Source organism: Stenomitos rutilans, from assembly GCF_059505485.1.
The window spans coordinates 1-12,949 of sequence record NZ_JCACKR010000103.1; the positions used below are offsets into that span (position 1 = coordinate 1).

Annotated in this window: 13 protein-coding genes and 1 riboswitch; of the genes, 9 read left to right on the plus strand and 4 right to left on the minus strand. The window is 49.5% G+C overall.

Features of this window, described 5'->3' with window-relative positions:
• Positions 1–125 precede the first annotated feature (125 nt).
• Together AC5JLP_RS20415 and AC5JLP_RS20420 are read left to right on the plus strand one after the other, a co-directional pair.
• Complete coding sequence (locus AC5JLP_RS20415) at positions 126–1,316, plus strand: DUF58 domain-containing protein (RefSeq protein ID WP_496069784.1); 1,191 nt, start codon at positions 126–128, stop codon at positions 1,314–1,316.
• A 365-nt stretch (positions 1,317–1,681) separates the two neighbouring features.
• The gene (locus AC5JLP_RS20420; protein ID WP_496069785.1) at positions 1,682–2,365 is read left to right on the plus strand and encodes a potassium channel family protein; all 684 of its coding nucleotides are present in this window, start codon (positions 1,682–1,684) and stop codon (positions 2,363–2,365) included.
• A 294-nt stretch (positions 2,366–2,659) separates the two neighbouring features.
• Here the strand turns inward: AC5JLP_RS20420 and AC5JLP_RS20425 are convergent, their stop codons facing one another.
• Positions 2,660–3,079, minus strand: a complete 420-nt coding sequence (locus tag AC5JLP_RS20425) for a hypothetical protein (protein WP_496069786.1) — start codon at positions 3,077–3,079, stop codon at positions 2,660–2,662.
• Positions 3,080–3,112: 33 nt separating this feature from the next.
• Positions 3,113–3,162: riboswitch (Glutamine riboswitch) on the minus strand.
• A 235-nt stretch (positions 3,163–3,397) separates the two neighbouring features.
• A complete protein-coding gene (locus tag AC5JLP_RS20430; RefSeq protein WP_496069787.1) occupies positions 3,398–3,718 on the minus strand; it encodes a hypothetical protein in 321 nt (106 codons plus the stop codon).
• Positions 3,719–4,023: 305 nt separating this feature from the next.
• On the opposite strand from AC5JLP_RS20430, the gene argF reads away from it, so the two are divergent.
• The 3 genes from argF to AC5JLP_RS20445 all read left to right on the plus strand — a co-directional run bounded on the left by argF (position 4,024) and on the right by AC5JLP_RS20445 (position 6,905).
• The gene (argF, locus tag AC5JLP_RS20435; protein ID WP_496069788.1) at positions 4,024–4,944 is read left to right on the plus strand and encodes an ornithine carbamoyltransferase; all 921 of its coding nucleotides are present in this window, start codon (positions 4,024–4,026) and stop codon (positions 4,942–4,944) included.
• A gap of 398 nt (positions 4,945–5,342) precedes the next feature.
• A complete protein-coding gene (locus AC5JLP_RS20440; protein ID WP_496069789.1) occupies positions 5,343–5,543 on the plus strand; it encodes a hypothetical protein in 201 nt (66 codons plus the stop codon).
• Between the two features lie 129 nt (positions 5,544–5,672).
• Positions 5,673–6,905: a class I SAM-dependent methyltransferase gene (locus AC5JLP_RS20445; RefSeq protein WP_496069790.1), complete on the plus strand. Its 1,233-nt coding sequence runs from the start codon at positions 5,673–5,675 to the stop codon at positions 6,903–6,905.
• 454 nt (positions 6,906–7,359) lie between these two features.
• Here the strand turns inward: AC5JLP_RS20445 and AC5JLP_RS20450 are convergent, their stop codons facing one another.
• Positions 7,360–8,634, minus strand: coding sequence for a septal ring lytic transglycosylase RlpA family protein (locus AC5JLP_RS20450; protein ID WP_496069791.1), 1,275 nt, complete (start codon positions 8,632–8,634; stop codon positions 7,360–7,362).
• Positions 8,635–9,430: 796 nt separating this feature from the next.
• Between AC5JLP_RS20450 and AC5JLP_RS20455 the strand changes: the two genes are divergently transcribed.
• The 3 genes from AC5JLP_RS20455 to AC5JLP_RS20465 all read left to right on the plus strand — a co-directional run bounded on the left by AC5JLP_RS20455 (position 9,431) and on the right by AC5JLP_RS20465 (position 11,378).
• Complete coding sequence (locus AC5JLP_RS20455; RefSeq protein WP_496069792.1) at positions 9,431–9,673, plus strand: hypothetical protein; 243 nt, start codon at positions 9,431–9,433, stop codon at positions 9,671–9,673.
• Positions 9,674–9,947: 274 nt separating this feature from the next.
• On the plus strand, positions 9,948–10,826 hold the full coding sequence (locus AC5JLP_RS20460; protein WP_496069793.1) for an alpha/beta fold hydrolase: 879 nt from the start codon (positions 9,948–9,950) through the stop codon (positions 10,824–10,826).
• A 165-nt stretch (positions 10,827–10,991) separates the two neighbouring features.
• Positions 10,992–11,378, plus strand: a complete 387-nt coding sequence (locus tag AC5JLP_RS20465) for a hypothetical protein (protein WP_496069794.1) — start codon at positions 10,992–10,994, stop codon at positions 11,376–11,378.
• On the opposite strand, the gene lipB is transcribed toward AC5JLP_RS20465, so the two are convergent.
• Positions 11,329–12,081, minus strand: coding sequence for a lipoyl(octanoyl) transferase LipB (gene lipB / locus AC5JLP_RS20470; RefSeq protein ID WP_496069795.1), 753 nt, complete (start codon positions 12,079–12,081; stop codon positions 11,329–11,331). The genes AC5JLP_RS20465 and lipB overlap by 50 nt on opposite strands.
• 176 nt (positions 12,082–12,257) lie before the next feature.
• On the opposite strand from lipB, the gene hpf reads away from it, so the two are divergent.
• Positions 12,258–12,941 (plus strand): ribosome hibernation-promoting factor, HPF/YfiA family, encoded by a 684-nt coding sequence (gene hpf, locus AC5JLP_RS20475; protein ID WP_496069796.1) that lies wholly within the window; start codon positions 12,258–12,260, stop codon positions 12,939–12,941.
• Positions 12,942–12,949 lie beyond the last annotated feature (8 nt).

Sequence of the window (12,949 nt, forward strand, 5' to 3'; positions counted from 1 at the left end):
CCTGGACTTGGCATGACCTTTTAACCTATCCCACCCTTGTCTGATGCACAACCCTTTATTTGTCTGCACTCTCCACGGATTGATATCTTTGCTTCAGTTTGAGTGCATTTAGCGTAGCAATTTTGATGAACACTGCAAAACGGATCGCTCATTGGCTAGAAACCCATTGGGTTACCCCTGCTTACAGCGGCTGGTTGTTAGGTAGCTTATCCCTCTTCTTTTTTGTCTCCGCCACCAATACGTTAGCAGGTTGGCTTTACGTCATGAGCGGGATTAGCTTTGCCCTGTTAGCGATCGCCGCGATCTTACCTGAGCGCACGTTGCGTAGCCTTCAAATTCAGCGCCGCTCAATCGCTCCTGTAAGCGTTGGAGACCAGCTTACGGTGGAATTAGCGTTAGAAAATGCTACCAACCATCCCAAAACGTTGATTCAAATACACGATTTACTTCCCTTCGTGTTGGCTCCACCCGCGATCGCCGCCATTGAGACCATTGCACCTCGGAGTATCTATACCTGGCGCTATCAGCAACTCGCCCAACGACGCGGCATCTACCGTTGGCATACGGTGAGCCTACGCACCGCCGCACCTCTGGGTCTTTTTTGGTGTCGGCGTTCGCAGAGAGTCCCTGCAACCGCGATCGTGTACCCTACTGTGTTGCCTCTACCCCAATGTCCGTTGATGGATGATATGGGCCGAGATGCGAGTTGGCAGTTTAACCACGATCGCCGTGCCCAGGCAGCGAACGAAGGACTCACACGATCGCTCCGCCCTTATCGTTGGGGAGATCCCATTCGTCTGGTTCATTGGCGCACCAGTGCCCGCTATGGCGAACTGCGTGTCCGCGAACTGGAAACCTTAGCCAGTGACCAGGCACTTATCATCTGCCTGGATAGCGCCATGCTCTGGCAACCCTACCCAAGAGAAGGTAGTTCCGCTGAGCCGTTTGAGCAAGCCGTTGTTGCAGCAGCTTCTCTGTACTTCTATGCGACTCATCGCAACCTACACGTCAAGCTTTGGACCGCAGGCACTGGGTTAATCCATAGCAGTCAAGCTGTACTCGAAACGCTTGCCGCTGTACAGGCTGGCGAAGAGGTTCATGCCGAAGCTCTACCAGACGCCCCCCTGCTTTGGCTGACACAAAACCCGGTTGGGCTGTCTACCTTGCCGATCGGTAGCCGTTGGTTACTTTGGGCAAGAGAACCGCTGGATCTCTCCACCTCGAACAGTCCTGGTCTTTTGGTACAGCCAGACCAGCCACTACAGCTACAGCTTCAAGGGGGACTGGGAGTGAGGGGTGAGGAGCGAGGGGTGTAAGAGAGGCAGGGGCGGCAAGGGAAGCAGACAGGAGACTAGAAGACAGGAAACCTGTATCGCAGAGGGTCTGCGCTGATTGACTGACAAAACTCCTGAAAGGCTGTGGCTTCGTTGCTCACCCGCCCGTAATTAGAAATCGGGCCAGTCCGTGTGCAAACCCGTTGTAGGCTTTGCCTTCCCAAAGGGTAACGGGTTGCAAGTCTCTTGCAGTCTTCTTCAGAGGACTTCCTGCTGTTAGTTCGCACTTTAATGCAAGACGAGGCAGGTGATTGCTAAAAGATTTGTCAGTCAACCAGGAGGCTGCGTGTGAGGAGAGTCAGGTTATCGTGGTATGGACTCCTTCAGACATAAAGGCAATTTAAGCGATGTATGTCCTTATTGGTGGCGCAGGCTTAGTCGGATTGGGATTGGCCCAGCGATTGATCGATCTGGGGCACACGGTTGCCATGATTGATATTGATCCATCGGCCTGCCGCTACGCGCGAGAACAGTTGGGGGTGATGGCGTTTGAAGGCAGTGCCGTCAATACCAGTGTTTTGCTGGAAGCCGGGATTCGCAAGGCAGATGCATTAGCAGCCGTCCTAAGAAACGATGCGCTGAATTTGGCAATGATTACGCTGGCAAAGCACAATGGCGTGCATCATATTCTGGCTCGCATGCGGCATCGAGATTTTGCAGAACCGTATCGCATTGCTGGGGCTACCCATGTCGTCAACGCGATCGATCTTGCCGTTTCAACGATGGCAAACGCGATCGAATACCCTCAGGTAGAATCGATGATGCACTTTGAGCAAGGACAAATAGAAGTGCTAAAACTTGCTGTTCCTGAGTGCTGCAATGTGGTCGATCGAAGCGTAGCAGAAGTTGCCCACGATCCTCGTTTCCCATCTGGCTCACTCATCATTGGTTATCAGCCGCATCCACAAATGAACCTGTCTATTCCAAATGGCAACACGGTTTTAGAAGCAGGCTCAACCATTTTGGTCGTCACAAAACCAGGCTCAATGCGCGAGATGATTGACTTTATCGAACGTTGCACAAAAGATTAGTTTGCCCACATAAAACTGGCTGTAGGCATTAAGATAGTAGCCCTAAATCAGTGTGAGCAAGATTCAATGTGAGGCTATCAGCGATCAGCTTTTGGTGATGTCGATCGCTCATAGCTGACAACAAAATGATCTTCGTATCAGATTAACCACATTAAATTGAGAATGTGACACATTCTGTCAAGGCAAGGCATTGACTTGCCTTGACTCTTAAAGGCTAAATTCTGTATCCTGAACTCTGCATATGAGCGAAAATTCGAAGCCTGACTAACAAGAATCTGACTAATAAAAGCTTGACTAGTGATAGAGGCGTTCTTCAAGCCAGATGTGGACTTCCGCTTCTGATTCCAAATAGGCCGTCTGCCCAGTGAGGGGATCGTAAACTTTCCACCAGGTTTGCCCGGTCCGATCCAGCGTTTGTTGAATTTCAGGCTCTGATGGCGAGAACGAATGCTCAAAGTTAATTGGCTGGTTCAACCAGTGCCAGAGCTTTCTCAACAGCGAGTGTTTCTCAATGGTTTGAGAGCACGGCAAGCTCAGCCGCCGCTCTAAATATTCCACCTGATACTCATAGTCAAGTAGAGCAGCGCGACGGTTGAGTAGCGATCGCCAACGTTGATCTAAATAAGCGATTAACGGCGAGTAAATTGTTTGTGGTTCTGCTGCCCCTTCAGGCAATAACTCTAGTTCTTTATATCGTTGCCATTGCGTTTTCATATCAACGCTCCATAGATCCTGCTAAGAGAATGAAGCGCGTTCCTTCGGGTCTTTATCCCTACTTCCGTCCCTCCCTGAACGGACAAAGCAATCTACTTTGCGTAGTGGTAACGCTCTCTTAAAAATTGATCTCAGAGAAGCGTCATCACACGATGAATTGGCTATTGCTACATAGCTTAGTTAATAGCTAGATTTAAGCGGTTAAGAGAGAGATGAACGGTTTGATTATGCGATCGAGAAAGTGTGCTTGACAAAGCAAGTGTAGAAACAAGTGTTTTAATTCCCATCCTTATCTAGCAAGCAGTAGCTTAATCTTAACTACCGACCCTTGTAGTTCTCTTCAATCCAAAGACGCAGTTCTGCTTCAGAGTCTGCGTAAACAAATTGCCCTGTCTGCGGATTAGATGCGACCCACCAGCGATCGCGACCGTCCACAATTTCACACACTTGCAGCTCTGAGCCACCAAAAAGTCGATTGGCAACAAACTGGGTCATGGTTGTCCACCAGTTGCGGTGTAATTGGACTGCTCCAGTTGTTTTCTGAGGCGCAACCTGCTGCTCCTCTCGCTCTAGCAGCGCGACTAAATGAGGGTTGTTGTTGGCTCTTGCAACGTCCAGACGGTGAGCTAAAGAAGCCATGATGCTGTCCTGGTGACTGTCCAGTCTATGTCGATCGTTGAGATGAAGTACATTTGTCATATGATAGTGGCCCCAAAGGATACAGTTGACGCGGAGCTTGCACCCCGCCATCTATAAATATAAGATTTTTTCTGTATTGCAAGCTACGTTTTAAACGTTTGTTGACATTTTTGATGAATGTTGAGGTTGCGGTAGCGACAAGTGCGCTGCTCAACGGTTGCCGTAGATCTTTTTCAGGAAGACCGCTAGGCGAACGGATGCAGATCTGATAGGGTTTTGAGGAAAATCTTGGAGAGTGAGACGCAATGGGGGCACTGAAAGGGCGGGATCTACTTAGTTTGGCGGATTTGAAAACAGACGAGCTATACGAGCTTTTGCAGTTAGCCGCCGCCTTAAAAGCGGGAACGCTCAAACCGAAGTGCGAAAAAATCCTGGGACTTCTGTTTTACAAAGCGTCCACCCGCACTCGCGTCAGCTTTTCAGCCGCTATGTACCAGCTTGGTGGGCAGGTGCTAGATTTGAACCCCAATGTCACGCAAGTCGGTCGTGGCGAACCATTATCAGATACAGCGCGAGTGCTTGATCGCTATCTCGATATTTTGGCTATCCGCACATTCGACCAGCACGATCTGGAAGCCTTTGCAAGCTACGCCACCATTCCCATCATCAATGCCCTCACCGACTTAGAACATCCCTGCCAGGTGCTTGCTGATCTGCAAACGATACAAGAGTCATTCAGTGACCTCAATGGACTGACGCTGGCCTACATGGGGGACGGAAACAATATGGCGCATTCGCTGATGCTCGGTTGTGCGATGACGGGGATCCATGTGCGCGTTGCGTCGCCACCAGACTATCGCCCTATGGATGCGATCGTCCAAAAGGCGCAAGCGATCGCCAACGGCAAGACCGAAGTTATTGTCACGCTCGACCCACTGGTTGCTATTAAAGGTGCTCAGGTTGTGTATACCGACGTGTGGGCAAGCATGGGGCAAGAAGCGCTCGCAGAAACGCGCATTCCAATCTTTCAGCCTTATCAGGTCAGCGAATCGTTATTAAGCCATGCCGATAAGTCGGCGATCGTGCTGCACTGTTTGCCTGCCCACCGGGGTGAAGAAATCACCGATGCAGTGATAGAAGGATCTCAATCGCGGGTGTGGGATCAAGCTGAAAACCGGATGCACGCGCAAAAAGCATTGCTGGCTAGCCTACTAGGGATAGTGTGACGTAACAGGTAGTAGTCTTACAGCGGCTTTCGTTGTGATTCATCATAAGCCGCGCCCGCAACACTCGGTACCTGTCATAAACGCTGGTAAAACTTGCCCTAACGCTAAGTTTTGCTCAGGATAACCTTGAGTGCTTGTAATGCCCTACTGTGCTGCAATCACAACCTCTCAGGCGCTGAAATTAAGCGCTGAAAAATATTTTATTTTGTAAAATGCTTGCAGTTTAAAGCGTTAACCGCTATCTATAGTAGTGACGCTGAAAGTGAACGGCTACATATAGCGTTTGACTGAAATTCAATGACGTAGTTTTCGTCGCGTTGAATCCCTGTCTCACCAACAGTTCACTGCTGTGAGCTGCAGCCATCAGCAATAAACCCATTAGCCATAGAACGAAACCAATGAGCTACCAACAACAACTGAGTCCGTGGGTCATTCACAAACTGCTGCCAAACCTAAAGCATCTCACAATTACCCGGTTTCGCCGTCGTCCGGATGCTGAAGCTTACCTTAAGGTTTTGATGCAGTCGCAGCCTCAGGCACAATTTGCGATCACGTTTGACGCCGGTTCGACTGAGTTTGCAACTCAAGCTGAGCTGTAATGGCCTGTTTTACCGCCTTGGGAGTGTGGTGTTGAGACAATTAAATAGATACGATCGACAATCTATGGTGCATTCACTCAGTCACAACGTCTACCTATGCCAAAATAGAGACCGCTATGAGTGGTGGTTATGGCAGCGGAGTTTGACAAGCATGATAATAACTTGGCTCTCAGTAAGCTGATCGCTCGACAGCTTGCTGAGAGCTTTCAGCAGCGTCTGACCTTTGCTGAGTATATGGATTTAGCGTTGTACCACCCACGACACGGATACTACGCGACGAATGCAGCCATCATTGGTGAGCGCGGTGACTTTTTCACGTCACCTCATCTGGGCGCAGACTTCGGTGAATTGCTAGCCGAACAGTTTGTGGAAATGTGGGAAGTCATGCAGCATCCGACCCCATTTACCTTAGTTGAAATGGGGGCCGGACAAGGATTGCTAGCAGTTGATATCCTGCGCTACATCCAGCGCCAGTACCCTGAATTTTTGCGATCGCTTGAATACGTCATTGTAGAGCGGGCTGCTGCACTCATTGCTGAGCAGAAGCGGCAACTCAACGCCTCAGAAGTGCCCGATGTGCCTCTCCACTGGTACAGCCTTGATGAGATCCCGCTTCACTCAGTCACAGGCTGCTTCTTTTCTAATGAATTGGTGGATGCTTTTCCTGTGCATCAAATCACCCTGGCAGCAGGGCAACTACAAGAGCTTTACATCACCCTTGTCGAGGGTGAGGATGGTATGGTGCAGTTTGATGAGGTTAGTGGCGAACTGTCCACACCCAGGTTAGCGGAGTACTTCGAGTTGGTCGGCGTTCAGCTAGATGCTGCGATCTATCTCGATCGCTATCGTAGCGAAGTGAATTTGAACGCGCTGGAGTGGCTGCAAAACGTTGCTGATCGCCTTCAACGTGGCTATGTTCTCACTATTGATTATGGGTATACCAGCGATCGCTACTACAGCCCGACTCGTAATCAGGGAACCTTGCAGTGCTATTACCAGCACACACACCACTCAAATCCCTATCTCCACATTGGGCAGCAGGACATCACAGCTCACGTTGATTTCACGGCTTTAATCCGTCAGGGAGAAGCATCTGGCTTGCAGGCGATCGGCTTTACCCAGCAAAGCCTCTTTCTAATGGCACTGGGTTTAGGCGATCGGATGGTTGCACTCAGCCAATCCACAGCCACCAAGCCTCAAGCGATTCAAACCCTACTGCACCAGCGCAACGCCTTGCATCTTCTTATCAACCCGATGGGCTTGGGCAACTTTGGCGTTCTAATACAGTCCAAGGGGCTTACCAGTTCAGAAAGTGTCCATCCACTCAAAGGGCTAAGCTTGCGATCGGGATACTCTAATTAAACAAGCCTTCTAAAGTAAAGCAAAGGCGACCTCAAGGTAGAGCCGCAGAGAATTGCAGCCACTTTCGGTTACATTAATCACACCCGACACTCCAACCCCCATACCCGTTCTTAAAGAACTGTGGCTTAGCCAAGCAACAACCGTTATAAGCGGATGTGACCGTTGACTCAGATAAAGACGATTGATTTAACCGCAGCGCAGACATCAAGCCTCACCGCTATGGCAGATGAAAAACTGTCTCCGCTGCGGCAGTTAGCAAAATGGCCCATTAGGCCAGCTTGCATTTAAGCGCGAAGACTTCAAAGGCATGCAGCTTGAAAGCCTTATCTTTTGTCATCTGACCAACGTTGCTGGTCTCTTTTATAAGACAGCAAAAACGAGACAGCCGAGATGGCATCAGAAACGATAGCAGCTTGTACCGACGGGCTACGGCATCTCTTAGAAGTGCCGTGTTCTAATTACCAGCAGCCGTGATTGCTCTGGGGCTGTTGTCGATCACATCAAGACGTACAGGGGCAACCCCAGACTGGATTAATCCGAGGACACGAGCTGCTGCTGTAGACAAATCAATAACACGATCGCCCGCGTAGGGACCCCGATCATTAATTCGCACAACAACCGACTGACCGTTAGCCAAATTAGTGACAAGCACCTGAGTGCCAAAAGGCAAGGATCTATGTGCTGCCGTCATGGCGTTTTGGTTGAATGGCTCACCGCTAGCACTGGGGCTACCGTGAAACCCAGGACCATACCACGAAGCCATACCGATCAGTCGCTGTCGAATCGCACCAACCGCAACTTGCGTCCAACCATTCGGCTTACCAGACACGCTGGAAAGTGGGGCTGCATTACCCAATAAGCGTCGCAAACGATTGGTTGCTTGGAGTGCGTCTTTCTCCAAGCTACGGGTAGAGTCAGGCAGCATGGTGTTTGCGTCAACAATAGCAATCAGGGTTTTATTAGCCTTAATTGTGTAACGCTCACCTGTAGGAGCCGCTTTGTTAGCTTGCGTATTCCAGCTAACGGTAATGGCTTTGGCATCGATGCCTTCGCGGTTAAGTTGATTAATTCTGGCTGCGATCGCGGCGGCTCTTAAAACGGGATCGTTTTGGGAAAGGGATGCATCAGCCTCTACCTTGCTCGCTGTTTGGGGCTGTGCTCTAGGGGAAAGGGGCACATCAGATGCGCTGGTATCTTCGAGCGCTTTTGCGGCGGCAATGGTGTTATTAGCCGTTGTCGAAGCCGCCTGTTGAATTCCCATCTTCACTTTCGTTGCTTGCGCTTTGCCAGAACCGACAAAAGTCAGGATGGGAATATTACGAACATAAAGGGTGGCAGCGTTGCGACCTGCCAAGTCATGTGCTTGAACTTTCGCGATCGCCTCAAGGTCAGCAGAGGTATTGGTCATCTGAGACTGTTGCTCACCAAGCTTGACGACAGCGCGTGTAGGCTGCAGATCTGGATGAGCTGTTGCGCTAAAAGCACTTGTCTCAACAACTTTGGCAGCTGCTTGAGCGCTGACAGACGTTTGAGCGAGCTGTTGATCGGGGTTGCTTGCTACGTCACCTTGCGTTGAGTCAGGTATTGTAGACTGGCTCGATACTGGGCTAGAGGTAGCCTCAGACACCTGGTTAACGGCGTTGGCTGGAGTTGCGCTGCTAGCTAGCGGCAGTCCAAGCGTGGTCATAAACAAGGTGGCAGTTAAACCACTAAGAACATTTTGATTCATACATCCACGTGTGAAGGGCATATGCCAAAGGGAGATTTGAACCAGCCAAGAAATCTTGATTAATAGTCAAAAATCTTCACTTGACATTTCTCATAACTCGTAGTCTTTCTGCATTTGCTCCTTTGCTTAAGAACTGCAACAGACTATCACGAACTTTTTGCTTTGGGGATCAGGGATTCAACCGACCTCGCCCAAACTAGTGAGTAACTTGTAGTCAAACAAAGCTAGCAAAGCACCGATTAAAGGGCGTTCCGCTGATTGAAGCTAATTTGTGCTTTTTTAGGCACTTCATCAAAACTTTACGTTAACTTTACATTTTTGTGATGTAGATCACCCTGCTGGAGGATGAGGTATCAGAAAGTAAAAGGCTCTATTCTGGGGATGAAATCACGGTTCACGGTCAACGGGTATGTAAAACGTCTTACGCCACCCTTACTCCACGGTTAGGAGCAGCGTAATCTTTCATCGGCGCTTTCGTTAGATGCTTGTGCCAGATGCCAGACGTGGCGGTTCGCTTTGATAATAGACAGGCAACCAAGCCTGTTGATGTCATTCGTCCCTATGAAATTTGAACCAAAGGCTGCGTCTCAAAATAGAGTATGGATGGCGATGTGTATGCATTCGGTTTGGAGGAAACTACTCGTCTAGCTGCACCATACAGAGCGATCGCTCCGCTGCCAAACTTGAACTGCCATTGTGCGTGTGTTGCCCAAAGCACTAGCCATTAACTACTAGCCATTAATTACAGGTGAAACGTCGCTTGCAGCAGAAGAGTCGATGACCTGGTTGGCACAGATTGACCTGGACGCGATCGAATGCCATTGACCTTCAGCCTGCCCGTATTAAAGTGGGCTTGTGCTTCACTGGCTTTGGCGCGCTGGCAATGGCCTTGCTGTTGCTTTACCTTTCGGCATTGCACCCTGAACTCCACTCAGCGCAGCAACTGCATCATGACAGGTATACGTACATTTGGTTTGTTTGCCTGGGTGTTGCAGGACTGTTTACGCTTTGTCGCGGAGCGCTGCGTCCCCCGCAGTAAGCGAATGCTGTAAGCTAAACGAACAGGTGGCACGCATACAAAGTGAGAAACTCAGTGCTTATGACGATCGCCCGTTCGCTTGCAAGCGGTAATCACGTATGGTCGCCGTACTGGGCGAAATGATAGCCTGGAGAAGTAATGCTGTTGAAGGTGTTAAAGAGTTCTCCTGACACAGGACGCATCTAACGATTTTCACTGATGGCACTGCATCAATTTCCTTTGTCAAATCAAGTTATCAGAGCACCCTTTGCGCTCCCTTACTCCACACTTTTCTATGACAGCGCTGTCTTCTGAGTGGCAACATCATTTTGTTGAAACAAATCGTATCCGCCTGCACTGTGTCACCCAGGGGGACGGCGAACTTGTGTTACTCCTGCACGGTTTTCCTGAATTCTGGTATTCTTGGCGGTTTCAAATTCCTGCGCTCGCCCGCCACTTTAAGGTTGTTGTGCCCGATTTAAGGGGCTATAACGAATCAGATAAACCTTCCAGTGGTTATGACTTAGACACGCTTAGCGCTGATATCCGAGGGTTGATTGAAAGCTTGGGGTACGCCCGTGCACACATCGTAGGGCATGACTGGGGCGGCACGATCGCGTGGCATTTAGCACAGAAGTTTCCTCAGTATCTCAACCGCTTAGCCATTCTAAATGCAGCACCACCGCAACGCTTTGTACAAGAAATGGTCAGCAATCTTGACCAGTTGCGCCGCAGTTGGTATGTGCTTGCCTTCCAGGTGCCTGGCATCCCAGAGTGGTTGATTCAGCAAAATCTGAAAGAATTTGTCAGTAACTTGTTTCAGGGGCAGGCTATTCGCAAAGGTGCGTTTTCCAGAGAAGAAACGAAGCTTTACCAATCGGCTTTGGAGAAGCCAGGGGCGTTGTCTGCTGCGCTCAATTACTATCGCCAAATGCTTTCGCCCTGGAGTTGGCTCAAAGACTTTGGACGCACGCCAAATCTTGTGATGGCACCAACCCTGGTGCTGTGGGGTGAAGAGGATCCACTGCTGAGCCAGAACATGATTAAAGAGCTTGACCAACTTGTCCATGCCCCCTTCAAGCTCACGATGGTGCCGCATTGCGGGCACTGGATTCAACAGGAAGCGCCTCAAACCGTGAACCGAGAGTTATTAGCATTTTTGCGGCAGCAGTAAGATACGAAGGCTTTGTTAAGTATCGAAAATTTTGACCTCTGTAGAATTATGCACAAGAATTATGCACAAGAGTTGCTGGTTTGGACTGTCTGCGGTGTGATGCGATCGGTGCTCTTGCTGAGGGATTCAGGTTAAACTCTGGAAAAAATCACGCACTACTGGGTTATGAATAGCGGAGATGGAAACTCTACAACACAGCATCTACTCACTGTCTTGGTTCAGTCAACGGCTGAACTGAGTCAGTCGAACAAGCAGCAGAATCAGAAGATTGACTTGCTCACTGGCCAGATTGGGCATTTAACAGAGGTCGTGACGACAGGGTTTGCCGAACTCAAAGAATTGGCGCAGCAGCAATCTGACACAGCGAAACGGCAAGAGCAGAATATTACCCGTTTGGTGGGGATTGTAGAGGTTGACCTTAAAGAGTTAGCGCAACAGCAATCTAAAACTAAAGAATTGGCGCAGCAACAATCTGAAACGGCAAAACGGCAGGAGCAAAATATCACTCGTCTTGTGGGGATTGTAAAGGCTTTGGTTCAGCAGCGCCCCTAAGGTCTGATTGTTGCTCCTCAACGAGTGTGACCTGAAAAACTTCAGCGAAGGCGATCGCCACTTGCTTCCGTACCTGTTCAAACGACACACTGGGCACAAATTGCTCTAGACTGCCTACTGCCTTATCAGCAATCCCACACGGCACAATGCGATCAAACCCGCTGAGATCGGGGCAAATATTGAGCGCAAAACCGTGCATCGTGATCCAACGGCCTACTTTAATGCCAATTGCAGCAACTTTGCGATCGCCAATCCATACACCCGTCAAACCTGGCAGTCGTTCCCCTCGCAACCCGTAGCTGGCTAATACGCAGAGCAGCACTTCCTCTAATTGGCGTAAGTACCAGTGCAGATCTTTCTGATAGTAGGTCAGGTTTAAAATGGGGTAGCCCACTAGTTGTCCAGGGCAGTGATATGTGACTTCACCACCGCGCTCGACTCGATGCAGTTCCCATTCAGCCTGCGCTGAGTCGAATTTGAGAAATTTAGGACTGGCTGCCTGTCCCAATGTATACGTGGGGGGATGTTCCAGCAAAAGCAGCACATCATTAAGGTGCGGATTTTGGCGACGATTGTCTACTAGCGATCGCTGCCATTCCCAGGCGGTCGTATACGGGACAATACCCTTTTGATAAAGCTGGCAAAGACGACGTTCTGATTGATCGCCGTGCGGTAGTGACATCTCATCAATGCGTTGTATCACTGGTTCAAACTCATCAAAAAATCAAGGGGGTTCCAACGCAACTTTGCAAAAAATGAAGGGTGTTCTAATCAAGAATTGTCAAGGCTTGCAAAACATTCTAACGTCCCCTGTTGTGCAGAATACAAAGTGCTAGGGTGAATGGATACACCCATTCGTTCAGGGGAGGAAGCTCGTTTATGAAGCTTGTCATCCAGGGCAAAAATATCGAAATTACTGATTCGTTACGTGAGTACGTGACCAGCAAGATCGAAAAGGCGGTGAACCACTACCAAAACTTAACGACTGAAGTTGATGTCCATTTGTCTGTTGCTAAGAACCCCCGCATTAACTCTAAACAGACGGCTGAGGTCACGATTTATGTTAACGGTTCGATCGTCCGCGCTGAAGAAGGTAGCGAGAGCCTCTATGCCAGTATCGATTTAGTTGCCGATAAGATTTGCCGCCAGCTTCGTAAATACAAGGAGAAACGTCACGCTCAGAGCCATGCTTCGGTGAAAACAGCAGAGGTGTTGAGTGATCAGCCAGTAGTGGCTGATCTTTTGCAAGATCGATCGCCAGCCTTGCCTCATCAGGTTGTGCGAACCAAATATTTTGCCATGCCTCCCATGACAACGCAGGAAGCATTGGAGCAGTTAGAACTCGTGGATCATGACTTCTATATGTTCCTGAATAGTGAAACAGGTGAGATTAATGTCATCTATGAACGTAATCATGGTGGCTATGGCGTGATCCAACCTCGTAAGGGCAACGGTCACACCAACGGGAAAAACGGAAAAAATGGTAAAACAGCCCACTATGAAGAGAATGGTAACGGCTATGCACATCAAAGCGTACCTGTTGCTGAGGTGAGCCATGCGTAAGCGGCTGT

Coding starts and splice junctions, on each gene's coding strand:
- AC5JLP_RS20420 (WP_496069785.1), top strand. CDS start 1,682: ATGTATGTCCTTATTGGTGGCGCAGGCTTAGTCGGATTGGGATTGGCC.
- argF (WP_496069788.1), top strand. CDS start 4,024: ATGGGGGCACTGAAAGGGCGGGATCTACTTAGTTTGGCGGATTTGAAA.
- AC5JLP_RS20460 (WP_496069793.1), top strand. CDS start 9,948: ATGACAGCGCTGTCTTCTGAGTGGCAACATCATTTTGTTGAAACAAAT.
- AC5JLP_RS20415 (WP_496069784.1), top strand. CDS start 126: ATGAACACTGCAAAACGGATCGCTCATTGGCTAGAAACCCATTGGGTT.
- AC5JLP_RS20465 (WP_496069794.1), top strand. CDS start 10,992: ATGAATAGCGGAGATGGAAACTCTACAACACAGCATCTACTCACTGTC.
- AC5JLP_RS20450 (WP_496069791.1), bottom strand. CDS start 8,634: ATGAATCAAAATGTTCTTAGTGGTTTAACTGCCACCTTGTTTATGACC.
- AC5JLP_RS20425 (WP_496069786.1), bottom strand. CDS start 3,079: ATGAAAACGCAATGGCAACGATATAAAGAACTAGAGTTATTGCCTGAA.
- hpf (WP_496069796.1), top strand. CDS start 12,258: ATGAAGCTTGTCATCCAGGGCAAAAATATCGAAATTACTGATTCGTTA.
- AC5JLP_RS20430 (WP_496069787.1), bottom strand. CDS start 3,718: ATGGCTTCTTTAGCTCACCGTCTGGACGTTGCAAGAGCCAACAACAAC.
- AC5JLP_RS20445 (WP_496069790.1), top strand. CDS start 5,673: ATGGCAGCGGAGTTTGACAAGCATGATAATAACTTGGCTCTCAGTAAG.
- AC5JLP_RS20440 (WP_496069789.1), top strand. CDS start 5,343: ATGAGCTACCAACAACAACTGAGTCCGTGGGTCATTCACAAACTGCTG.